Origin of the sequence: Cryobacterium roopkundense, assembly GCF_014200405.1 — a bacterium.
GTDB classification, from domain to species: domain Bacteria; phylum Actinomycetota; class Actinomycetes; order Actinomycetales; family Microbacteriaceae; genus Cryobacterium; species Cryobacterium roopkundense.
Genome location: NZ_JACHBQ010000001.1, coordinates 1,054,342 through 1,076,492 on the forward strand (window position 1 = coordinate 1,054,342; position 22,151 = coordinate 1,076,492).

Annotated in this window: 19 protein-coding genes and 2 pseudogenes; 19 read left to right on the forward strand and 2 right to left on the reverse strand. The window is 61.5% G+C overall.

Translation table 11 applies throughout. The features are described 5' to 3' along the window. Window positions 1-25: 25 nt before the first annotated feature. From BJ997_RS04950 to BJ997_RS04990, 9 genes and pseudogenes are all read left to right on the forward strand, one after another. A complete protein-coding gene (locus tag BJ997_RS04950) occupies window positions 26-979 on the forward strand; it encodes a carbohydrate ABC transporter permease (RefSeq protein WP_035839327.1) in 954 nt (317 codons plus the stop codon). Continuing rightward, window positions 976-1,890 carry a carbohydrate ABC transporter permease gene (locus BJ997_RS04955; protein ID WP_052542619.1) on the forward strand — a complete coding sequence of 305 codons (915 nt, stop codon included), beginning with the start codon at window positions 976-978 and terminating at the stop codon, window positions 1,888-1,890. The genes BJ997_RS04950 and BJ997_RS04955 overlap by 4 nt, the downstream gene beginning before the upstream one ends. After that, on the forward strand, window positions 1,887-4,448 hold the full coding sequence (locus tag BJ997_RS04960) for a glycoside hydrolase family 2 protein (RefSeq protein ID WP_035839332.1): 2,562 nt from the start codon (window positions 1,887-1,889) through the stop codon (window positions 4,446-4,448). Before BJ997_RS04955 ends, BJ997_RS04960 begins: the two co-directional genes overlap by 4 nt. Before the next feature lie 2 nt (window positions 4,449-4,450). Continuing rightward, entirely contained in the window at window positions 4,451-5,449 is a 999-nt protein-coding gene (locus BJ997_RS04965) for an ROK family protein (protein WP_084141656.1), read from the forward strand. 97 nt (window positions 5,450-5,546) lie between these two features. After that, window positions 5,547-6,554, forward strand: coding sequence for a glycoside hydrolase family 26 protein (locus tag BJ997_RS04970; RefSeq protein WP_035839335.1), 1,008 nt, complete (start codon window positions 5,547-5,549; stop codon window positions 6,552-6,554). A gap of 243 nt (window positions 6,555-6,797) precedes the next feature. Beyond that, window positions 6,798-7,676 (forward strand): annotated as a pseudogene (locus BJ997_RS04975) (IS256 family transposase); the annotation flags it as partial. A gap of 146 nt (window positions 7,677-7,822) precedes the next feature. Further along, window positions 7,823-9,412 (forward strand): IS21 family transposase, encoded by a 1,590-nt coding sequence (istA, locus tag BJ997_RS04980; protein ID WP_035840902.1) that lies wholly within the window; start codon window positions 7,823-7,825, stop codon window positions 9,410-9,412. Beyond that, window positions 9,412-10,179, forward strand: a complete 768-nt coding sequence (locus BJ997_RS04985) for an ATP-binding protein (protein ID WP_035840905.1) — start codon at window positions 9,412-9,414, stop codon at window positions 10,177-10,179. Before istA ends, BJ997_RS04985 begins: the two co-directional genes overlap by 1 nt. Window positions 10,180-10,292: 113 nt before the next feature. Further along, window positions 10,293-10,607 (forward strand): annotated as a pseudogene (locus BJ997_RS04990) (transposase); the annotation flags it as partial. Between the two features lie 153 nt (window positions 10,608-10,760). Here the strand turns inward: BJ997_RS04990 and tatC are convergent. Together tatC and tatA are read right to left on the reverse strand one after the other, a co-directional pair. Further along, window positions 10,761-11,525 (reverse strand): twin-arginine translocase subunit TatC, encoded by a 765-nt coding sequence (gene tatC, locus BJ997_RS04995; protein WP_035836856.1) that lies wholly within the window; start codon window positions 11,523-11,525, stop codon window positions 10,761-10,763. 117 nt (window positions 11,526-11,642) lie between these two features. Then, entirely contained in the window at window positions 11,643-11,867 is a 225-nt protein-coding gene (gene tatA / locus BJ997_RS05000) for a twin-arginine translocase TatA/TatE family subunit (RefSeq protein ID WP_035836855.1), read from the reverse strand. A 101-nt stretch (window positions 11,868-11,968) separates the two neighbouring features. On the opposite strand from tatA, the gene BJ997_RS05005 reads away from it, so the two are divergent. From BJ997_RS05005 to BJ997_RS05050, 10 genes are all read left to right on the forward strand, one after another. Then, complete coding sequence (locus BJ997_RS05005) at window positions 11,969-12,232, forward strand: twin-arginine translocase TatA/TatE family subunit (protein ID WP_183323271.1); 264 nt, start codon at window positions 11,969-11,971, stop codon at window positions 12,230-12,232. Window positions 12,233-12,336: 104 nt separating this feature from the next. After that, complete coding sequence (locus BJ997_RS05010; protein ID WP_035836854.1) at window positions 12,337-13,041, forward strand: cysteine hydrolase family protein; 705 nt, start codon at window positions 12,337-12,339, stop codon at window positions 13,039-13,041. Between the two features lie 58 nt (window positions 13,042-13,099). After that, window positions 13,100-13,627: a type 1 glutamine amidotransferase domain-containing protein gene (locus BJ997_RS05015; protein ID WP_035836853.1), complete on the forward strand. Its 528-nt coding sequence runs from the start codon at window positions 13,100-13,102 to the stop codon at window positions 13,625-13,627. Window positions 13,628-13,779: 152 nt separating this feature from the next. Then, the gene (locus tag BJ997_RS05020) at window positions 13,780-15,459 is read left to right on the forward strand and encodes a GMC family oxidoreductase (RefSeq protein WP_035836852.1); all 1,680 of its coding nucleotides are present in this window, start codon (window positions 13,780-13,782) and stop codon (window positions 15,457-15,459) included. 19 nt (window positions 15,460-15,478) lie between these two features. After that, window positions 15,479-16,198, forward strand: coding sequence for a gluconate 2-dehydrogenase subunit 3 family protein (locus tag BJ997_RS05025; protein WP_035836851.1), 720 nt, complete (start codon window positions 15,479-15,481; stop codon window positions 16,196-16,198). A 63-nt stretch (window positions 16,199-16,261) separates the two neighbouring features. Further along, complete coding sequence (locus BJ997_RS05030) at window positions 16,262-17,401, forward strand: mandelate racemase/muconate lactonizing enzyme family protein (protein WP_035836850.1); 1,140 nt, start codon at window positions 16,262-16,264, stop codon at window positions 17,399-17,401. Between the two features lie 125 nt (window positions 17,402-17,526). Then, the gene (locus BJ997_RS05035) at window positions 17,527-18,237 is read left to right on the forward strand and encodes a FadR/GntR family transcriptional regulator (protein ID WP_035836849.1); all 711 of its coding nucleotides are present in this window, start codon (window positions 17,527-17,529) and stop codon (window positions 18,235-18,237) included. A 195-nt stretch (window positions 18,238-18,432) separates the two neighbouring features. Beyond that, a complete protein-coding gene (locus tag BJ997_RS05040; RefSeq protein WP_183323273.1) occupies window positions 18,433-20,052 on the forward strand; it encodes a sugar ABC transporter ATP-binding protein in 1,620 nt (539 codons plus the stop codon). Next, complete coding sequence (locus BJ997_RS05045; protein ID WP_052542280.1) at window positions 20,049-21,125, forward strand: ABC transporter permease; 1,077 nt, start codon at window positions 20,049-20,051, stop codon at window positions 21,123-21,125. Before BJ997_RS05040 ends, BJ997_RS05045 begins: the two co-directional genes overlap by 4 nt. After that, a complete protein-coding gene (locus BJ997_RS05050; protein ID WP_052542279.1) occupies window positions 21,122-22,132 on the forward strand; it encodes an ABC transporter permease in 1,011 nt (336 codons plus the stop codon). Before BJ997_RS05045 ends, BJ997_RS05050 begins: the two co-directional genes overlap by 4 nt. The last annotated feature ends 19 nt before the right edge of the window (window positions 22,133-22,151 follow it).

Below are 22,151 nucleotides of genomic sequence, written 5' to 3' on the forward strand. Positions count from 1 at the left end.
CCCGCCCCCGAGAAAGTCGAGTGCCATGTCCACCGCCACCCCATCCCGTACGGCGGCCCGCACACCGGGCACACGCCCGCCGACCAACCCCCGGGCGCCGCGCAAACGGGCCGGAATTTTCGGCGGCCGTATGACACCGTGGCTGTTCCTGATCGTGCCGCTGGCCTTTCTCATCGTGCTGACCTACGTACCCGTGGCCAACATGTTCTGGTACAGCGTGACCTCCTGGGACGGCCTGGACGAGGAGAAGGAATTCGTGGGGCTGGCCAACTACATCGAAATCTTCACCCGGCCCGAACTGTTCCAGGTGTTCTTCGTGAGCCTGTACTACCTCGCCGGGGCGATCGCCCAGCTCGTAATCGCATTGTTCTTCGCCACCCTGCTCAGCTTCAAGACCCGGTTTCGCAACCTCTTCAAGGGCATCATTTTCTTCCCGTACCTCATCAATGGGGTCGCCATCGGGCTGATGTTTTTGTATTTCTTCCGCCCCGACGGCACCCTCGACGCGCTGCTCGCGGCGCTCGGCGTGACGGACACCCCGCAGTGGCTCGGCGATTCCTCGGTCGTGAACTCCTCCCTCGCGGCGACCTCGGTCTGGCGTTACATGGGGCTGAACTTCGTGCTGTTCCTCGGCGCGATCCAGTCCGTGCCGGTGGAGCAATACGAAGCGGCCGACCTCGACGGCGCCAACTCGTGGCACAAGTTTCGGTTCATCATCGTGCCGAGCATCCGTCGCATTCTCGGACTGTCGTTCATTCTCGCGATCGCCGGGGCACTGTCGGCGTTCGAGATGCCGTACATCATGACCGGCGGTGCCAACGGCTCGGAGACCTTCGTGATTCAAACCGTCGACACCGCGTTCCGCTTCGCGAAGGTCGGCCTCGCGTCGGCGATGGCCGTGGTGCTGCTCGTGATCGTGCTCGTGATCACCGCCGTGCAGCGGGCGTTCTTCCCCGACGAAAAGAAGGGCCTCTCATGAGCCTGACCCGCACGCGGCCCGGCGCGGCTGCCTCTGCCGATGCCGCGACCCTCACGCCGCGACGAGGCTTCCACACTCACCGCAGCCCGGTCAGCAGGCTCGGCACGGCGCTGAAATACCTGGCGCTGGTGTTCGCGAGCCTGTGCGCGATCGTGCCGATTCTGAGCATCGTCATGCTCGCCTTCAAAACCAATCAGGAGTACCGCAACACCGGCCCGCTCGACCCGCCCGGCAACTGGTTCAACTTCGACAACTTCGTGACGGCCTTCACGGAGGGCGGCATGATCACTGGGTTTCTCAACACCGGCATCATTCTGGTCGTCTCAGTGACCGGCACGATTCTGATCGGCACGATGACCGCGTATGCGCTGGACCGGTTTCGGTTTCGCGGCCGCGTGCTGGTGCTTGGACTGTTCCTGCTCGCCACTCTTGTGCCCGCCGTGACGACACAGGTCGCCACGTTCCAGGTGATCAGCTTCCTAGACCTGTTCAACACCCGCGGCGCCGCGATCCTGCTCTTCATGGGCACCGACATCATCGCGATCTACATCTTCTTGCAGTTCATGCAGTCGATCCCGGTCTCGCTCGACGAAGCCGCCATGCTCGACGGGGCCAGCCGCTGGACCATCTACTGGCGCATCATTCTGCCGCTGCTCAAACCCGCCATCGCGACAGTGATCATCATCAAGGGCATCGCCGTCTACAACGAGTTCTACATTCCCTTTCTCTATATGCCCTCCCGGGACCTCGGCGTCATCTCGACCTCATTGTTTCGGTTCACGGGACCGTTCGGCGCGCAGTGGGAAGTCATCGCCGCCGGCACCCTGCTCGTGATCATCCCGACCCTCATCGCCTTTCTTTTTCTGCAGCGATTCATCTACAACGGCCTCACCTCTGGAGCTACCAAATGACCCCTCACACACCCCACGGCATCCGTACCCTGCACGACGGGTGGACCCTGCGCGCCGGGGCCGGCCCGGTGCCGGCCGACATCGCCCAGGCCGTCGTGGCCGCGACCGTTCCGGGCTCGGTGCACACCGACCTGCTGGCCGCCGGGCTGATTCCCGACCCGTACCTCGACGAGAACGAGCGGCGGGTCAGCTGGGTCGGGCAGGCGGACTGGGAGTACTCGACTCGGTTCGAGTGGGCGCCCGACGGGGAAGACCGACACGACCTGGTCTTCGAGGGCCTCGACACGGTCGCTACGGTGAGCCTGAACGGGCGGGTGATCGCCAGCACCCGCAACCAGCACCGCCGCTACCGCGTGGCCGTCGACGAACACCTGCGCGCAGGAACGAACGAGCTCACGGTGCACTTCGCGTCGCCGGTGAAATACGCCGACGCGCAAAGCCTCGAGCTGGGCTACCGGCCGCACGTCAACTCCCACCCGTACAACGCGATCCGCAAATCTGCCTGCAACTTCGGTTGGGACTGGGGCCTCGACGTGGCGACCAGCGGCATCTGGAAGCCCGTCTCGCTGCACTCCTGGTCGGGCGCCCGGCTTGAGAGCGTGCGGCCCACCGCCACGGTCGACGGCGTGGTCAACGGCAGCGCGGGCATGGTCACCGTCGAGGTGCAGATCGAGCGGGCGGATGCCGACGGCGGCCCAGTCACGATCGCGGGCTCGATCGGCGCTCCGGGCTTCGGGCCGGTCGCCGACCTCGGACAAGCCGTAGCGGGCACCGGCGCGACCGGCGCCGGGCCGGGTTCCGCCGGAGCAACGGGCTCGGTCGCCGTCGCCGCAGGGCAGACGACGGCGACCCTCAGCATCCCGGTCGCCGAGGTGGCCCTGTGGTGGCCGCGCGGGTTCGGTGAGCAGCCGCTCTACCCACTTGAGGTCACCGTGGCCACGTCGCAGGTCACCGACCTCTGGGCCAGCCGGCTCGGGTTTCGCACCGTCGCCGTCGAGCTTGAACCGGACGTCGACGGCACCAGTTTTCGCTTCGTCGTCAACGGGCAGCCGATCTGGGCGCGCGGTGCCAACTGGATTCCCGACGACGCCTTTCTGCACCGCGTAGACCGACCCCGCTACGCCCGCCGCCTCGACCAGGCCGAGTTCGCCAACATCAACCTGCTGCGAGTCTGGGGCGGCGGTGTCTTCGAGTCCGACGACTTCTTCGACCTGTGTGACGAGCGCGGAATTCTCACCTGGCAGGACTTTCTCTTCGCGTGCGCCGGGTACTCCGAGGAGGAGCCGCTGCGCGGGGAAGTCGAGGCCGAGGTGCGCGACAACGTGGAACGGTTGATGCCGCATGCGAGCCTCGTGCTGTGGAACGGCAACAACGAGAACATCTGGGGCTACCAGGAATGGGGCTGGGAGAAACGCCTGCAGGGCAAAACCTGGGGGCTGGGGTACTACCTCGACCTGCTGCCGCGGCTCGTTACCGAGCTGGACCCGTCGCGCGCCTACACGCCGGGCAGCCCCTGGTCGGGAGACCCCGACATATTCGCCAACGCTGTCGAGCACGGTTCGGTGCACCTGTGGGAGCACTGGAACCGGGAGGACTACCCCGGCTACCGCGACGTGAACCCCCGGTTCGTCGCCGAATTCGGCTGGCAGGGTCCGGCGAGCTGGTCCACGATCACGCGCGCCATTTCCGATGACCCGCTCACCCCAGAATCCCCGGGCATGCTGCTGCACCAGAAGGCCAGCGACGGCAACGACAAACTCACCGACGGCCTCGTGGCGCACCTGCCGTTGCCCGACCACACCGAGGACTGGCACTGGGCGATGTCGCTCACCCAGGCCACCGCGATCGCGGTCGGCATCTCGTACTGGCGGTCTCTGGCGCCGAAGAACATGGGCACCGTGGTGTGGCAGCTCAATGACTGCTGGCCGGTCACGTCGTGGGCGGCCGTGGACGGCGATGGCACCGCGAAACCGTTGCTGTATGCGCTCAAGCACGTCTACGCCGATCAACTGCTCACCATCCAGCCGCACGACGGAGTGCTCGTCGCCGCGGTGATCAACGACTCCGCCGTGGCGTGGACCGAGACGCTCGTGCTGACACGGCACGGTTTCGACGGCTCCGAGCGGGCATCCGTGTCAATCGAGGTCGACGTTCCGGCGCGCTCCACCCGGGTCGTGCCGATTCCGGCGGCAGTAGCCACACCCACGAACGAGGCCGGCGAACTGCTCGCGGCCACGCTCGGCACCGAGCGGGCGCACTGGTTCTTCGCCGAGTACCGCGACTCCGAGCTCGCGGCGGCCGAGCTGAGCAGCCACGTCACCGACACGCCGACCGGCTGCGCCGTCACGGTGACCGCGCACACACTGGTGCGCGACCTCACCCTGCTGGTCGACAAAGTGGATGCCTCGGCGGTCGTCTCCGACATGCTCGTGACCCTGCTTCCCGGCGAAACGGTGACGTTCGAGGTGACATCGGCCCGGCCGTTGGACGCGGCGGAGCTGACGTCACTGCGGGTGCTGCGCACGGCGAACCAGCTCGTGGCGGACTGGGCGCGCTGACCATGGCGCCGCAGGCATCCGTTCTGGCCGTCGACCTCGGTGGTACCAAGGTGGCGGCTGCCCTGGTCGGCCCGCACGGTGACCTGCTCGGCGAGGTGTATCGGGCGCCGACCGGGCCAGCGGCGTCGCGGGCGGAGCTGATCTCGGCCCTCGACGGCGTCGTGCGGCGCGCGCTCGCCGGCGGGGGGATGGCGGTGACGGCGGTCGGCATCGGATCGGCCGGTCCGGTGACCCTGGCCGCGGGCACGATCAGCCCGAAGAACCTGCCGCGCTTGGCCGGGTTCGCGGTGCGGGAGCATGTGGAGCGCCTGGTGCCGGGGGCGCGGGTGACACTGCGCCTCGACGGCACCTGCATTGCGCTCGCAGAACACTGGATGGGCGCGACCCGCGGCTACGCCAACTCGATGAGCATGGTCGTGTCGACCGGCGTCGGCGGTGGCCTGATTCTGCACGATGCGCTGATCGCCGGCGGTACCGGCAACGCCGGGCACGTCGGGCAGATGCAGATCAGGTCGCGGAAGCTGGGCTCAGCGCGCGGCGCTTCGACGCTCGAGGCCATCGCCTCGGGCCCGAGCGCCGTCGCCTGGGCGCGTCGACGCGGCTGGGCGGGCAGCACGGGGGAGGACCTCGCTGTCGACTGCCGCGCAGGCAACCGCGTGGCCCAGGATGCCGTGCGCCGCTCCGCGACCGCGGTCGGCGAAGCGATTGCCAGCGTCTCGATGCTGCTAGACCTCGAGATCGTCGCGATCGGCGGCGGTTTTGTGCTCGTTGCCGACGACTACCTCGACCTTGTGCGTGCGGCGATCGCCGATAGCATCCTCTTCGACTATGCGCAGGTCACGGTGGTGCCGTCGGCGCTGAACGGGCGCGGGCCACTGATCGGCGCCGGCGGGCTGGTGCATCGCGGCGATCTTCTCGACGCCACACGTGCCAGGCCCCGCGAGGAGGGGCTCGACGTCGGCAGACGCATGCCGCGCCCAGCGTTGCTCAGCCCCGTCTGACTGTTCGGGTGGCGGCATCCGCGTCACCGCCCCGGCTCAGGACTGAGCTTTCATGACTGCCCACACTGCAGGACCGATAGAAGGAGTAGGACCAACAATGACGTTGAAACTTCGAGGCACGCGCACGCTCATCGGGGTGGTGGCGGTGGTGGGATTACTGGCCGCGGGCAGCTCGAACCCTCCCGAGGCCGAGGCGTTCGCGCCGGCGAACGAGGGCTCGGTGGTTAACTACCTGCATTCGATCACCGGGTCTAAGGTCGTGAGCGGTCAGCACAATAAGGAACCGGCGGCCCAACCGGGGCATTACACGCAGCGGGTGCATGACATCACCGGCGTGTACCCGGGGCTCTGGGGCGGGGATTTTCTGTTCGGTGCGAACGATGTGGCCAACCGCCAGAGTGTCGTGAATCAGGCCCGAACCGAGTGGCAGAACGGGTCGTTGGTCGTGCTGAGCTGGCATGTCTGCCCGCCGACCGGGGCGTCGTCGTGCACGTGGGAGCAGATCAACGGCGACCTCACCGATTGGCAGTGGTCGCAACTCATCACCAATGGCACGGCCCTGAACACGGCCTGGAAGTCCCGGCTCGACGAGATTGTGCCGTCGTTGCAGCAGCTTGAGGACGCTGGGGTTCCGGCGATCTTCCGGCCGCTGCACGAAATGAATGAGACCTGGCCGTGGTGGGGTGGGCGTTCCGGAACGGATGGTTCGTTGCGTCTGTACCAGATCACCCACGACTATCTCGTGCAGGCCAAGGGGCTGACTAATCTGGCCTGGGCGTGGAACGTGCAGGACAACCCCAACGGTAATCTGGCGGGCTACTATCCGGGGGCGAGGTACACCGATGTGGTGACCCTCGACGCCTGGTACAAGGACTTTCCGAGCCAGGGGGAGTACGCCGCGCTGCAGAACATTGCCGCCGGCAAACCGATCGCGCTTGGTGAGATTGGGCGGATGCCGTCCGAGTGGCAGTTGGCGAGTCAGCCCAACTGGAGCTACTTTATGCACTGGTCGGAGCAGCTCGAGTCCAATAACTCGCATCAGGCGATCAAAGACATTTACTACAACCCACGTGTGCTTCACCAAGGGGACCTGACGATTCCATAATCAGCGATCGCACGCCGCGGGTCACGTCGCGTCGTAGGGCGGCCTCCAACCCCATGACGATCCTCTGAAGCAATCATGTATTCTCCGCTCATCGGCGCGATCACAATGGTCGTATGTCCAAGTCACGTCCCCCTGAGTGGTGTAATTCCCGGGGTTTGATCGTTGGATTATCAACGTAACGAACCACCGTGTGATGGTCGGTGAGAACCGTTCAAAGTTCCTCACAGAAAGACACATCTCACGATGGCTCTAGACCAGTCTGCCTTGCTTGCGCTCCTCTCGGAACTCAAGCTCACCAATGTCACCGATCGAATCGGAATGGTGACCGAAACGCTCTACCAAGAACTCATCAACGCGGAAGCCACCGCCCACATCGGTGCGGCCCCGTTTGAGCGTTCTGACGATCGCACCAACCAGCGCAATGGGACCCGCCCGCGCGTCTTGACGACCACGGCCGGGGACCTGAATCTGAAGATCCCCAAGCTGCGCCAAGGGTCATTCTTCCCTGCCCTCCTCGAGCGTCGCCGACGCGTTGACCAAGCCCTATTCGCCGTCGTAATGGAGGCTTACCTCCACGGCGTCTCCAAGTCCGAAGTGTCGCGCATTTGCGCGGATCTTGACGGGGAAGTCGCTACGTTCCGTGGTCGTGACCTCGGCGTCACGGGCTACCCCTACGTGTTCCTCGACGCCACGTATTGCAAGGCCCGCGTCAACCACCGCGTCATCTCCCAAGCGATGGTCGTCGCCATCGGCGTGGCCGCTGACGGCCGGCGTGAGGTCCTCGGTTTCGACGTCGGCGACAGCGAGAATGAGATCTTCTGGACCGAGTTCCTGCGGTCCTTGAAGGCCCGTGGGCTGGACGGCGTCAAACTCGTCATCTCCGACGCTCACTCAGGGTTGAAGAAGGCCATCAGCACCGTTTTCCAAGGCGCCGCGTGGCAACGCTGCAGGGTCCACTTCATGAGAAACGTGCTCTCCATCGTCCCGCGCGCCAGCCAGGACATGGTCGCAGCGGTCATCCGCACCTTCTTCGCCCAGCCCGACGCGACACACGTTCAGGCCCAGTTCGACGAGGTCACCCGCATGCTCGAACGCTCTCACCCAAAAGTCGCCAGAATGCTCCACTGGCGAGTAGCGCTTGTAGGTAGCGGTAGTCCAGCGACTCGGTAGCAGGATTCCGGGAACACGGTAGCGCTGGCGCTAATGAACTGCTGGGCTGTGGAAGGACAACGCGCAAGGCGTTGTCGTTCCATTGTTAAGGGCGGGTCATGGCGGATTATCGGAAAATATTGGGGTTGTTGCTCGAGGGGCGGAGCTACCGCGAAGTCGTAGAGATCGCTGGGTGCTCGCATCGCGACGTCGCCCGGGTCCGGCAAGAGGTCCAGGAACGAGGTGTCACCTCGGCGGTCGCGGTCAGCGACGCCGAGCTGACGGAATGGTTCCCCGACGGGCGCCGGAAAGTGTCGGCGGAGTATGACCAGCCCGACTTGTCTCGGGTTCTGGCATCAATGAAGGCGAACCGGCACTTCACGTTGCTGCTGGCGTGGCGTCGGTACGTCGACGCCAAGGACGCCGGGAAAAAGTACGGGTACTCGCAGTTCTGCGCCCTGTTCACCGGCTACCTCCGCACCCACGATCTCGTCGCGGTGCTGCGCCATGAGCCGGGTCGGGCGATGCTGGTCGACTGGGCCGGCGACACGATGGACATCGTTGACACGATCACCGGCGAGGTGGTCCGAGCGATCTTGTTCGTCGCGGTGTTGCCGTTTTCAGGGCTTCTGTTCTGCCGAGCTTACGCGGATATGAAGTCCCCGGCGTGGCTCGATGCGCACGTTCGAGCGTTCGCATTCTTCGGCGGCGTGACGCAGATCGTCGTGCCGGACAACCCGACGACCTCCACTCACCAGACACATAAGGGCGATGCGGAGCGGGTCGTCAACGCGAGGTATCAGCAGCTCGCGGATCACTACCAGACCGCGATTGTCCCGGCCCGAGTGAAGAAACCCCGCGATAAGGCGGCTGCGGAGAACGCGGTGAACGTGGTCAACAAACGAGTCATCGGCTACCTCGAGGACGACGTCTTCACGACGCTGAGCGAGTTGAATACGGCGATCGAAGAGCGCGTGCGTGAGATCAACCATGACATCCGCCGCGCCGACGACACGACCAGGTGGGAACGCTTCGACATGGAGGAGCGCGAGTTGCTCGGCCCTTTGCCCGATGCCGGGTTCGAGGATGTGCAGTGGAAGGAGCTGAAGGCGGCCCGGAATTACCACGTCACCGCGGACACGCAACGGTATTCCGTGCCCTTCGGGTTGGCGGGCAAGCTGCTGCGGGTTCGGCTGACGTCGTCCCTGGTGACGGTCTTCGACGGGCACGAGAGCATCTGCGAACATCCTCGGCTGACGGGGAGGAAAGGCCAGTACTCGACTCTTCCGGACCACGTCCCGCCGCAGCACCGCGATATCGACGGGTTGTGGTCAAGGCGGTGGTTCATCGACCGGGCGCGCAGCGTTGGGCCGGCCACCGTCACGGTGATCGAGCACATCCTCGACAGCCAGGTGATCGAGGCGCAGGGCTACCTGGCCTGCCAGAACATCCTCGACGGGCTCGGTAAGAACAACCGGGAACGGCTGGAGGCGGCCTGCCAGGCACTCGTGAACCGAGGCACCCATCCGACGTATTCGACGCTGAAACGGTTGATGGCGGCGATCGATAGTGACGCGAAGAAGCCCCGGCCGGTGACCCCGGCAGCCTCGACAGGCAAACGCAGCAACACGGTCGTGTTCCGCGACACCATCTCGGACGTTTACGTCCGCGATGCCTCCCACTACGCAGGCGACGAGGAGGGGAAGTGATGTTCACCAGCATCGATTACGACAAGTTCCGGGCCCTGCGCGTGACCCACGTCGCGACGCGCCTGGAGGAACTCATCCAAGACGAAGGCAACGACACCCTCACCCCCGAGCAGCTGTTCCTGACCGCGGTCGACGACGCGTTGGAGTCCCGTCGTATCAACAAGGTCGACAAGCTCATCCGCCAAGCTGCTTTCCCGATCCCGGGGGCCACGGTCGCGGAGGTCGACTACCGCGACGGGCGCGGGATCACCCCAGTCAGAATGCGACGCTATGCCGCCCATGACTGGCGCTCCGATGCGACGAACCTCCTCATTATTTCGCCCACCGGAGGCGGGAAGACCTACCTCGCCTGCGCGCTGGCCATCGGCGCCTGCCAGAGTGAGCACTCCGTTCTCTACTTCCGGATGGACGACCTCGCCCGAAGGCTTGTCATCGCCCGCGGCGACGGAATCGCCCATCAGAAGCTGTTGAACGAGCTCTCCAACATCGACCTGCTCATCATCGACGACTTCCTCACAGTCGGCATCGACAGCGACGCCGCCAGCGACTTGTTCGCGATCCTCGCGAACAGGGAACACCGACTACCCACGATGATCGCCTCGCAGACCGGGCCAAAGCACTGGGTCGCCGAGCTGCCCGACCGGGTCGCCGCGGACTCGATCGTGAACCGCCTCGCCAACAACGCCCGGATCATCAACCTCGGCCAGATTGACATGCGCCGGCACCGCAACGACCAAGCCCGCGCCCACGAGACCTACTGGGAGTGACCGAAGCGGCCCGGGCGCAAAACCCGGGCCGCTACCGGCTCTTCAGAACTGCGCTACCAGGTGCCTGGACTACCGCTACCATCAAGCGCCACTCGCCACTCCACGACGCCCGCGCCGACATCCTCGCCTTCTGCGGATTCCCGCCCAAACACTGGCGATAGGTGTGGTCCACAAACCCACTCGAACGATTAAATAAGGAAATCAAGCGCAGGACCGATGTCGTCGGTGTGTTCCCCAACCCAGCCGCCCTGCTCCGCCTCGCAGGCGCCGTGCTGGTCGAGCAACACGACGAGTGGGAGGCCGGCTCCCGCCGCTACCTCTCCGAGGACTCCATGCGCCAGCTGACCGCCTTCAACGCCGCCCTCACCCTCCCCAACGCGAGCGCCTCGACGGGGGTGAATCCCGTTCCCGAGCTCATTGCCGCATAATCAAATCAGCTGACCCGCACGGTGACGATGAATTACACCACCCGGCGGGACATGACCGATTTGGTTAGGTGTGTGACATCACCAGCCCACCGACACGCGCTAACAAAACGACGAAGCTGCGGTTCACCGAAGGATGTTGAGCCAACAACTGACTCAGGTCTCCAACAGAGAGGTCGACGACGTGTCTGTCAGCCTCAGGTTCTTGGCGACCCGTCGGTCATGTATCCCAGCGACTCCCGCGGCCAGGAAATAGAGAAGGATCATCGGAATTGCCAACATAAACATGGAGACGATGTCGGCGGCGGGCGTGGCGACGGCCGTGAAGAGCACAATCGCCAGAAGGGCTAAGCGCCAGGATTTGATGATGGACGCTGCACTCAGAATCCCGATGAAATTAAGCAAGACGATAAATACCGGGAGGACAAAAGCGATCCCGATAGCGAGGACTAGCTTCAGTACGAAGTCGTAGTAGAGCTTGGCCTCGATGAATGCGGCATCTTGAGCGGGCGCAAAACTTGTCATGAGTGCAACGATTTGTGGCAGAACAAACCAGCCTGCGCTGCACCCGGCCAGGAACAGAGGCACGGCCGTGAAGAAAAAACCGAGCGTGTAGCGCTTCTCCCTATTTGTTAAACCCGGAACCAGAAAGGCAAATATCTGAAAAAGCCAGATCGGGCTGGAGACCACGGCGCCGACGGTGAGTGCAATTTGCAGCTTGAGATCGAAAGCGCTCGTTATGTCAGCGAAGTTCAGCGTGGCAGAACGGTTTTGAGCCGTTGCGATGAGACTCACCGGCACTCGCAGGCTGTCCATCACGAAATCGGAAAGAATCCAGCCCGCTGCGGCGCCCCCGAGGAGCCCGAAGGCTGATTTGAAGAGCCTTTTGCGCAGTTCGATGAGGTGATGGGCAAGTGACATTCGACCTTTTTCGGCCGTGGTCTCTGGCTTGTCTGTGTTCATGTGTTGTCTGTGTTCATGCGTGAAATTTAGTCGGCTCGGCGAGGGGATGCCAAGTTTGGAGAAATGTGCACGCTCTTAGACAAGAGTGGAATTATTGCTCGGGGACGCGGATGCCTCGGTCGATGAGGTTGCGGGCAGTTCGTCGTCGGCACGTTTGGCGTCTGGCTTGATCTCGTTCTTGAAGATTTTCATCGACTGCCCAAGGCTGCGCGCCAGCATCGGAATTTTCGGAGCACCGAAGAGGAGCAGAACGACGGCGAGGATGATGACGGCGTGCCATCCGTTGAGATTTGCAAGCATGAGCTGGACCCTTCGATCGTTTTGAGCGCTGTGTGCGGTGACGTCGAGACTATCTGTTCTGGTGATCTGATGTCTAGTGGTCTGCGTGTTATGGTGTCACCATGTTTGGATTAACCTTCGACAAATTAGTCATCATTGGCGTGATCGCCGCGTTCCTCATCGGGCCGGAACGGCTGCCGCTTTACACGGCCAATCTTGCTCAGCTGGTCAAGCGAGGAAGGTCGATGGCCAATGGTGCCAAGGATCGATTAGCCGAAGAGCTGGGGGAGGATGCCCAGGATCTCGATTGGAAAAAGCTCGATCCGCGCCAGTATGACCCGCGCCGCATCGTGCGTGACGCTCTGGATCCGCGTGATCCGTCGTGAACTTTGAAAAATAGTTTGACTGATTCGTCTGAACTGTGTCATAGTTCAGACCACCAGACCATTAGATAACCTACCTCGGTAGTATCTCGGATAGAAAAGAGACAATGTTGTCCTCGCTTGATTTCACCTACGAGAACATTGACAAAGTAGTTAGCCGGTCCACGTGGGTTTCTCCCACGGTCGACCCGAAGAAGACGATGCTGCTTGTGCTCGACATGCAGAAGGCGTGTGCCGAGGTTGGCGGTGCCATGTACATCGAGAGCGTTGGCGGCGCTCCGGAGGGCAAAGACACGGTGCAGCCGGTCGTGAACGTGCTTAATGCTTGCCGGGAAGCGGGCATCCCCGTCGTCTGGTCCCTCTGGGGTTTGCGTGGCGATGGAAAAGACGCCGGGTACGCGGATGTCAAGTGGGGCCTCGAAGGCCAGCTTGCAGGCTTCCCCGGATCATGGGGAAATGGTGGCGACGAACTCGTCGACGAACTCGTTCCGGCTCCCGACGAGCCTGTGATGCGCAAGCACCGCTTTTCTTCCTTCTTCGGTACTCCGCTGAACGAGTACATGCGCCGCGCGGGAGCAGACACGCTCGTCGTGGCCGGCCTGTCCAGCGGAAACTGTCAGATTGCAACGGCCATTGATGGCGCCAACCAGGACTACAAGATCATCGTCCTGGCAGACACAACCGCAGCTATCCCGTCTGGTCAGGACGACCCGCTGGGCTACGGCCAGCACTGGGAGGCTCTGCGCAATATTCAGGCCAATCACGGTGACGTGCGCACGAGCATCGAGTTTCTCGAGATGCTGGCCAAATAAGGCGCCAGCCTCTCACCCTGTGTGACCCCACAACTCACGATAAAAAGGACTCCCAGAAATGACACTTTCCGGAAAAAAAGTTGCCCTGCTGATCGAGGACGAATACCAGATCCTCGAAGGCTGGTACCCCAAACTCCGCCTCGAAGAGGCCGGGGCCACCGTTGTCGTCGTCGGCAGCGGAACCAAGAAGAGCTATGACTCCAAAGAGCACTACCCCATGGATGTCGACGCAGACGCCGCTGACGTGACGTCGGCAGATTTCGACGCCGTCGTCGTGCCGGGCGGATTTGCGCCCGATAATATGCGACTGCACCCCGAGATGATCTCCCTAGTTCGTGGCGCCCACGAGTCGGGCAAGCTGGTTGCCGCCATCTGCCACGGTGGCTGGGTCCTCGCGTCAGCCGGAGTGCTCAAAAACGGTCGTAAGGTTACCGGTTACCTGCCGATCAAAGACGATGTGGAAAACGCAGGCGGGGTCTGGGTTGACGAAGCAGTCGTCGTTGACGGCAACGTAATCACCTCCCGAACTCCGATCGATCTGCCTGCCTTCGGAGCGGCTCTCGTTACGTACCTCGAGACCCACTAGGCGCGCACTTGGGACGCTGAGTTGCCGGTTCGATCATTCCGCCGGCAACTCAGCGTCTGGTCAACACCAGACAACACTTCCGCGTGGATCACTGACGACGCGGTAAAAAGTGATCAAGAAGTTCACAAAACCGTCTCAAGGAAGAGAAAAACATGCTGAATCGGAAGAAGCCCGAGCCTGTAGACGTGATCGTCGTGGGACTCGGCGCCAACGGTGGCACCGCTGTCAAGGTGCTGGCCGAGGCAGGACTGAAGGTAGTGGGCTTTGACCGTGGCCCGTGGCTGCGACCCCTCGAACACTATTCCGGCGATGAACTCAAGTTCGTCAACCGTGACTACATGTGGCCGGACCCGAAAATGTTCCCCCGAACCGTACGATACGACGAAAACGCCGTGGCGGAAAGATTCCCCTTTTCTCCGACCCCGCAGATGGTCGGTGGAGGAACAAACCACTGGGCCGGCTGGGTGCCGCGCCCGCGTGAGTCTGACTTCATGATGCGCTCCCTCCACGGCGAGATCGAAGGCGCAAGTCTCGCCGACTGGCCCTTCCGCTACGAACACCTGGAGCCCTACCTCACCAAGGTTGAGTGGGCCTTCGGCGTCTCCGGTATCGCGGGGGCCGACAAGTACGAACCGTATCGCAGCAAGGGCTATCCCAGCCCGCCGCTCCGACCGACCCAGTACGGCAAGCGTTTCTACGATGCCTGCAACAAAATGGGCATTAACGCCTTTCCTATTCCGCATGCCATGGTCACGAACAAACACAACGGTCGTGACCCCTTTAATCAGACCAGTTTCTGGAACCAGTATGGCGATCCCAGTGGCGCCCGCTCCAACACGTTGACCTCTTTTATCCCGGAAGCCGTGGCCACGGGAAACCTGGAAGTCCGCGCGGAATGCTTCGTGCAGTCGGTGAAGTTGGGTCATGACGGCAAGGCCACCGGTGTCGTCTACATCGACCCGGATGGAAACGAAGTAGAGCAGGATGCGCGCGTCGTGATTTTGACGCTTGGTGCCATTGAATCCGCGCGCCTCATGCTCATGTCCAAGTCGCCTCGGTTTCCCGATGGTCTGGCCAACGGTAGTGGCTTGGTCGGCAAGAACGCCACCTTCCACGAATACCTCTTTGCGGTGGGGTTGTTCGATAAAGACATCGACGAACCGCTGAACGGATTTGCCGGCAACTACATCAGCGGCGGATCGTTGGAATTCTATGAGACCGACGAAAACCGTGGTCACATCGGTGGTTCCATCATCTCCGCCTCGCAGACCTGTCACCCCATCAACTGGGTCTTTCCGGGCCGGCCGAGCTGGGGCGAGGCGTTGAAAGACGCAGACCGCAACTACTACAACTACGCCATGAAGATCGGCCTGATTCTGCACGACCTGCCGGTGGAATCCAATCGGGTAGATCTTGACCCCACGGTGAAAGATGCTTTTGGTCGGCCGGTTGCACGCATTACACACAGTCCACACCGCAACGACATCGCTATGGGTAAATGGCAAGTAGACAAGAACGTTGAGATTCTAGAGGCGGCCGGGGCACGCAAGACCGTCCCTGTCTATCTGGACAAGATGACCGGCAACACGTGCCACCAGCACGGCACTGCGCGCATGGGCACCGACCCGGCCAAGAGCGTGCTGAATGAGTGGGGTCAGGCCCACGAAGTGGACAATCTCTTCGTTCTCGACGGCTCCGGCTTCCCGACGGCGACTGGTGTCAACCCGACGTTGACCATGATGGCCAACGCCTGGCGGTGCAGTGAATACATTGCCCAGGTCTATTCCAAGGGACGCGAAGAACGTCTCATTCTTTCGAACACCAAGCGCTGAGCCAGGCAGGAAGACACTCATGACTCTGAAATCAGAATGGGAGATCGTTGGCGCTCCGGTAGATCCGGACACCACTGAACGACTCTTCTTTACCGACGCCGAATGGGACACGGTCGAGGCCGCGACTGCGCGGATCATGCCGACCGATCAGGACCCAGGTGCCCGCGAGGCACGGGTGGTGGTTTTCATCGACCGTTACCTCTCCGGCATTGACTATGTATACGCAGCCGCCGACGGCAGCGGGTTCCTGAAAATGTCGGGAAAATATGCGGATGCTTGGCGTGCTCGAATGGATGAGATGCAAAATGTGTACCGACACGGGCTCGTCCGGCTCGATGAATTGGCACATTCTGAGTCAGGCCGAAGGTTTGCTGATCTCAGCGACGCAGAAGCCGACCACTTGCTGGAGCTTCTCTCCGGAGCGCCAAAGCCTGGTCAGGTAACTCTCGGCACCAAAGAGCCGGTGACGACGTTCTTGCAGGGGTCTTTCGATGAGGGGCTGGACTTTTTTAGTGCTCTCTGTCTGCACACCCGTCAAGGATTTTACTGTGACCCGGTCTACGGCGGTAACAAGGAACAGATGGGTTGGAAGTTCATTGGATTCCCTGGCCCGAAGTCGCTCAAGGACACCATGGACGGCACCTACAGCACCGCTGAGTACTTCTATCAGGGTGAGTTTGAGTGGGAAGACCTGATTCCGCAGTTGAAGGCCTACCGCGACGCGGGCGGCACGCTCTAAGGAGCCTCACCACGGCGGTCCTCGGGAAACCGGTGGCCGCTGGTCACTAGACGAAGGAAAACAATGAAGATCACTGAGGTCAGAGCCTTCCCGGTGGGAGTCGCTCTCGATGAGCCCCTGCGCTGGGGCGCCATGGAGGTCAATTCCAAGGGCGGAATTGTGGTGCGTATTCGCACTGATGAGGGTTTCGAGGGAATCGGCGAAGCCGGGTTCTCATCGGAGTATTTCAGCACCGTTGGGCCCATCATTAATAATCAACTGGGTCCCATGCTTATCGGTCGGGACCCCCAGGATATTGCCGCGCTCTGGCAAGAGATGCTGGATGCGACACACATGTGGGGCAGACGAGGCATCGAAACTTATGCACTGAGTGGGGTCGACATTGCCCTCTGGGACCTGCTCGGCAAGGTGAGCGGTCAACCTGTGTATCGCCTGCTGGGAGCAGCCAAGTCGAAGGTTCGCGCTTATTTCGCGCCCTCGTTGAAAGCCCCCCATCTGGTGGTGGAAGAGGCCATCCAGGCCGTTGAACAGGGCTTCACGGCCATGAAACTTCGGCACGGTCCTGATCTCAAGGCTGGGATCGACATGGTGGCCGACGTACGCGACGCTGTGGGTCCGAACATTGACATCATGGTCGATGCCAACATGGCCTTTGATCGACGGGAAGCGTTGACGTTGGCCCGGGAACTCGAGCAGCTTCAGATTGCCTGGCTCGAAGAGCCAATTCTGTCTCGCAGCCTGACCCAGTACATCGATGAGCACACCTGGCTCTCGGACCGAGTGTCCATGAACCTGGCCGGCGGAGAATCTCTCCTGACCCGATTTGAATACCTTGACCTGCTCAAACGTAAAACTTTTGACATTCTCCAGCCTGATTGCACCAGTGTAGGGGGAATTTCGGAGGCCAAGAGGGTCGCCGACATGGCCAGTTCGTGGAACATTGACTGTGTTCCGCACATCGCCTGTTCCTCGGGGACCGGTATCGCACTGGCTGCCGGACTCCACCTCATCCTTGCCTGTGAGAACGCGCCGATGATCGAATATGATGCCTACGGTGGTCCCGGTTGGGACGGTCTCTTGGCCTCTGCTCCGCTGTTGAAGAACGGTTTCCTCGAGGCGACGGATGCCCCCGGTCTGGGAATCGAATTGACCACGGATGCCTACGGTCGGTTCGCGCTTCAGGCACTTCCCGCTTTGTTGTGATCAGCGTGTCATCACGTCCGCGACGGTGAGAGGTCACTAAACTTGAGACTTCATATCTTCAGACCACCAATAGGTGAACCGCACCTTTTTTCTAAACGATTTTATCTTGACCAGGGAGGCCCGCGATGAGTGCCGACAATATGATCGAACGCGTACCGCGGGTCAAGTTGGCAGACGCCGTGGCTCTCCAACTTGAGCGGCTCATTATTGAGGGTGAATACAAGATCGGCGAGAAGCTTCCCCCGGAACGCCTTCTGGCCGAGAACTTCGGTGTGGGGCGCAGCTCCATGCGCGAAGCCCTGCGCATGGTGGAGGCGGGCGGCCTGCTCAGGACTGACCACGGTGTGGGTGTCTTCGTCGTGAGTAACGAGAAAACGACGTTACTGCCCTCGGACATGATTCTGACGGGTGATTACACCGTTCCGGACCTCTTTGAAGCGCGGTTGGCTCTGGAACGGGAAGGTGCCTCACTCGCTGCAAAAAAAATCTCCGCAGAACAAGTGGCAAATTTGCACGCAATTCTTGAGCGCGCCGCGGCTCCGGGCATCACCGACTACGAATTCATCAATCTGGACGGTCAACTGCATCAGGCGATTTCAGCCGCTAGTGGAAATCAGCTTCTGGTTGACCTGTCCAAGAGCATTGAGCACTTGTTCGTGGTCTATTCTCATCGGGTGATTCGCTTGCCTGGCCGCCGGAAAACAGCCCATGCCGGCCACGTGCTCATTGTGGAAGCTGTGGCCGGGGGAGACTCGGCCGCCGCTGAAATTGCCGTGGCCAACCATCTGGCCGAAGTTCAGAAAGACATTGAAGTGCACCTTGAGGCTGTCCTGTAAGAGTCCTGTCTAATCATTTTCCGCCGATGTAATGTGGCGGTTCACAGTCCTTCAACATGCCTTGAATTCTCTTGACAGTGGAGAATTTTAATGTAAGAGTTCAGACCACCTGATTTCCGACTAACCTGAACACCTTCAGGTGGTACGAAACCGTGACGGCACCCGTCGTCCTGACAGACATGCAAAGGAGCATGAATGTTTCCCTCCAACGTGACAGCAGCCACACAGGTCGGCCTCTCTGCCGAGGCGCCAATTGTGGAAGCTCGCCGACTGGGCAAGCGTTACCCTGGAGTCATCGCCCTCGACGACGTGAGTTTGTCGCTCCGCGCAGGAGAGATCCATGCTCTCCTCGGAGAAAATGGGGCGGGGAAATCCACCCTGATTGGTCTGCTCTCTGGTCTCTCGAACCCAGATAGTGGCGAGTTGCTGGTCGACAATAAGACGCGCAACTTCACCAGCCCGCGACACGCTCAGGACTTGGGAATCAGCACGATTTACCAGGAGCAGACCCTCGCACCGCACCTGACGGTGATTGAGAACGTCTACTTCGGTCGCGAATTGAAGCGCGGTCCGTTCCTAGACGAGCGAGCCATGCGGCGCCGTGTTGAATCGCTCTGCGAAGAATTCGGATTGAGCAAAACAGATTTGGATTTACCGACGGGCAGCCTCGGTGCCCTCAAACAGCACGTGGTGCAGATTCTCAAAGCGCTGGCCTTCGACGCACGCGTCGTCATTCTCGATGAGCCGACATCCGGTCTGGAAGACAGCGAACGGCAGATGCTTTTTGATCACATGAGGCGTATGCGGGAACGAGGGGTGGCCCTGCTCTGGGTGACTCACCGGCTCGACGAACTTTTCGGCCTGGCAGACGTGATTACTGTCCTCCGCGACAGCCGCTGGGTCGCTCATGTGGCTCCGACGGACCAGACGCCCGACTCGCTGGTGCGACTGATGGTGGGGCGCGGCCGTAATCTGGCCGAGTCGTCCACTGTGCACGATGGCCGCCCAGTGTTGTCGGATACAGAACAGCCAGAGGTTCTTAAACTGACCGGGGTTACCCGACTGCCTTTGCTGCGGGACATCTCGGTCACCGTGCGACAGGGAGAAATTCTCGGCATTGCCGGGATCGCCGGAGCCGGCCGCACCGAATTGGCTCGGGTCATTCTGGGGGCCGACCGCACTGACAGCGGCGAGGTCTTTGTTCGAGGCCGCAGAGTACTGATTAGAAATCCCCGTCAGGCCACCAAACTCGGAATCTCGCTCGTTCCTGAAGAGCGAAAGACTCAGGCCATTCTGGGCTCCATGTCGATCGCCCAAAACATCTCCATTTCCAGCCTGGACGAGGTCTCCACCGGCACCGTCGTGTTAAACAACCGCAAGGAAAAAGCCGCAGCCAATCGTTTTGTCACCGAACTGCGCATTCGATGCAGTGGTGTAACGCAGAAAATCGGCACTCTCAGTGGCGGAAACCAGCAAAAAGTGGTTATAGCCCGAGCCCTCTTTAATATGCCTTCACTGCTCATATTTGATGAGCCCACTCAGGGGATCGACGTCGCCGCCAAGACCGAAATTTACCGCCTGATCTACAATTTCGTCGATAAGGGTGGGGCGGCGATTGTGATCTCCTCTGAATTGCCTGAACTGGTGAACCTCAGCGATCGCATTGTCGTGATGCGTGAGGGACGCCTGGTGGGAGAACTCACTGGACAGCGCAGGAATACGACTGGCGGCACCGACAACGAGCTGGCGGAAAAAATTATGGCCATGGTGGCTGGAGTAGCAGAGCAGAGCCGAGTAGCGGAGGAAACACCATGAGCGTGCGTACGCGATTGACCCAGGCACTAGCGATTGACGGGCTGCCGGTCGCGGCCGCTCTGGCGCTGGCTGTGGTCTTTTTTTCTCTGGCCTCACCGTTCTTTCTCACCCAGGAGAACATCTCAAATCTGCTGACGCAGTCACTGTTCGTCATCATTCTCGCGGCGGGCATGACCTTTGTCCTTATCGTCGGCGGTTTTGACCTCTCCGTCGGCGCAGCCACAGGACTGAGTGCTGCGATGACGATGATGGTTCTGATGAACGGCGGGGCGCTGCCGCTGGGTATTCTGGCGGGCATCGCCACGGGTATCGCATTTGGAATTATTAACGGCTTTTTCATCGCGGTGATGGAGATCAACGCATTCATCGTGACGTTGGCGACGCTCAGCATCGGAGCCGGCGCCCTTCAGGTCATCACGACAGGAACCCAGCTCACCGGCGTGTCACTGCCAGCGTTTGCCTGGCTCACCAAGGGGAGCATCCTCGGAATCCCCACCGGGGTGGTGATCACTCTGTTGATCGTGGCTGCGCTGGAGTGGGTGCTTCTATTCACGACGTTTGGCCGAACGATCTTCGCCGTGGGGACAAATCCTCGGGCTGCCTTTTTGGCGGGAACGCCGGTCCGGCGCCTAACTTTCACCGTCTACCTGTTGTCCGGAACGATTGCCGGCCTGGCCGGCGTTCTCCTGGCTTCTCATCTGAACTCCGTGCAGCCAGGCCTCGGCCAGGGATATGAACTCAGCGCGATCGCGGCCGCGGTTTTGGGTGGCGTATCGCTCGCCGGAGGCCGTGGCAGTGTCTGGCGCGCGGTGATCGGTGCACTCTTCCTGGCGACCATGGCCCAAGGGCTGCAGCTCATCGGGGTGGATCCGCTCTGGTTCAGCATCGTGACCGGCGCCAGCATCGTCATCGCCGTTGCGTTCGACCGTGCGGTGCAGATATGGGTGATCAAACAGCTGGCGGCAGCCACCACCAAGCGTCAGATTTTCGATGACCCGGATGCCTCAGCGTCTGTGTCTTCCGACGCGCCCACAACATCCGCTACTCGTTCGTCTGTGAGGAACACGAAATGACCGCCATAACTGCCCCGAGCCAGCGGTTCAGCCGTCTTCTGGCCAACCCGAGTGCGGGAGCCTTTCTCCTGCTGGTCATTCTGATCGCGGCCATGTCGGTGGCGTTCCCCAACTTCTTTACCGGGACCAATGCCGGCAACGTCTCCAACCAGTTGGTGTTCGTGCTGCTGCTGGCGCTGGGGATGACCGTGGTGCTGATTACCGGCGGGATCGATTTGTCGGTCGGGTCCGTGATGGGCTTGAGCGCCGGCGTCGGTGCGTACACGATCACCAGCGGCGCCCCCCTGGTGGTGGGTCTGCTGACGACGATGGCGGTCGGTGCATTTCTCGGCCTTATCAACGGGATCATGATCACCAAGTTGGGTTTGCCTGATTTCATCGCCACTCTGGCAATGCTAGGAGTTGCCCGCGGTGCTCTATTTTTGTGGACCGGCGGGGTGCCGATTATCGGCTACATGCTGCCGGAGTACTACGTCATCAGCGGCCTCAGTCAGCCATTTGGCTTCATCACCGTTCCCATTCTTATTGCCATTGTTGCGGTTGTCGCGGTGGCCGTCGTGCTGAAGTTCACGAGTTACGGACGGCACGCTTACGGTCTCGGCAGTAGCCCCCATGCAGCTGTGCTCTCCGGGGTACCAGTTGCCCGCATCAAGGTGATCGCATACATGATCAGTGGGTTGATGGCTGGCGTGGCCGGAATGATTATGGCCGGTCGAAACACCACCGTCGCCCCGACCATGGGACTCGGCTACGAGGTCGCAGCCATCGCCGCTGCGATCATCGGGGGCGCCGCACTCGGCGGGGGCCGTGGATCTGCCGTCGGGGCGGTCATCGGGGCGCTGGTGCTCAGTATTACTGCGAATGCCATCAATATCGCCGGGGTGAGTTCGAGTTGGCAACAAGTTGTGACCGGAGGAGTTCTTCTCCTGGCCGTCGTCTTCGACCGAGTGAGCTCGCTCATCAGAGCTCGCTCGGTCCGACTCGCGACCAGGCTGGCACACGCCTGATCTTCACCGGTACACCGAC

Excerpts from the sequence above, each read along its gene's own strand:
- BJ997_RS04950 (WP_035839327.1), top strand. The coding sequence starts at position 26 with ATGTCCACCGCCACCCCATCCCGTACGGCGGCCCGCACACCGGGCACA.
- BJ997_RS04955 (WP_052542619.1), top strand. The coding sequence starts at position 976 with ATGAGCCTGACCCGCACGCGGCCCGGCGCGGCTGCCTCTGCCGATGCC.
- BJ997_RS04960 (WP_035839332.1), top strand. The coding sequence starts at position 1,887 with ATGACCCCTCACACACCCCACGGCATCCGTACCCTGCACGACGGGTGG.
- BJ997_RS04965 (WP_084141656.1), top strand. The coding sequence starts at position 4,451 with ATGGCGCCGCAGGCATCCGTTCTGGCCGTCGACCTCGGTGGTACCAAG.
- BJ997_RS04970 (WP_035839335.1), top strand. The coding sequence starts at position 5,547 with ATGACGTTGAAACTTCGAGGCACGCGCACGCTCATCGGGGTGGTGGCG.
- istA (WP_035840902.1), top strand. The coding sequence starts at position 7,823 with ATGGCGGATTATCGGAAAATATTGGGGTTGTTGCTCGAGGGGCGGAGC.
- BJ997_RS04985 (WP_035840905.1), top strand. The coding sequence starts at position 9,412 with ATGTTCACCAGCATCGATTACGACAAGTTCCGGGCCCTGCGCGTGACC.
- tatC (WP_035836856.1), bottom strand. The coding sequence starts at position 11,525 with ATGTCACTTGCCCATCACCTCATCGAACTGCGCAAAAGGCTCTTCAAA.
- tatA (WP_035836855.1), bottom strand. The coding sequence starts at position 11,867 with ATGCTTGCAAATCTCAACGGATGGCACGCCGTCATCATCCTCGCCGTC.
- BJ997_RS05005 (WP_183323271.1), top strand. The coding sequence starts at position 11,969 with ATGTTTGGATTAACCTTCGACAAATTAGTCATCATTGGCGTGATCGCC.
- BJ997_RS05010 (WP_035836854.1), top strand. The coding sequence starts at position 12,337 with ATGTTGTCCTCGCTTGATTTCACCTACGAGAACATTGACAAAGTAGTT.
- BJ997_RS05015 (WP_035836853.1), top strand. The coding sequence starts at position 13,100 with ATGACACTTTCCGGAAAAAAAGTTGCCCTGCTGATCGAGGACGAATAC.
- BJ997_RS05020 (WP_035836852.1), top strand. The coding sequence starts at position 13,780 with ATGCTGAATCGGAAGAAGCCCGAGCCTGTAGACGTGATCGTCGTGGGA.
- BJ997_RS05025 (WP_035836851.1), top strand. The coding sequence starts at position 15,479 with ATGACTCTGAAATCAGAATGGGAGATCGTTGGCGCTCCGGTAGATCCG.
- BJ997_RS05030 (WP_035836850.1), top strand. The coding sequence starts at position 16,262 with ATGAAGATCACTGAGGTCAGAGCCTTCCCGGTGGGAGTCGCTCTCGAT.
- BJ997_RS05035 (WP_035836849.1), top strand. The coding sequence starts at position 17,527 with ATGAGTGCCGACAATATGATCGAACGCGTACCGCGGGTCAAGTTGGCA.
- BJ997_RS05040 (WP_183323273.1), top strand. The coding sequence starts at position 18,433 with ATGTTTCCCTCCAACGTGACAGCAGCCACACAGGTCGGCCTCTCTGCC.
- BJ997_RS05045 (WP_052542280.1), top strand. The coding sequence starts at position 20,049 with ATGAGCGTGCGTACGCGATTGACCCAGGCACTAGCGATTGACGGGCTG.
- BJ997_RS05050 (WP_052542279.1), top strand. The coding sequence starts at position 21,122 with ATGACCGCCATAACTGCCCCGAGCCAGCGGTTCAGCCGTCTTCTGGCC.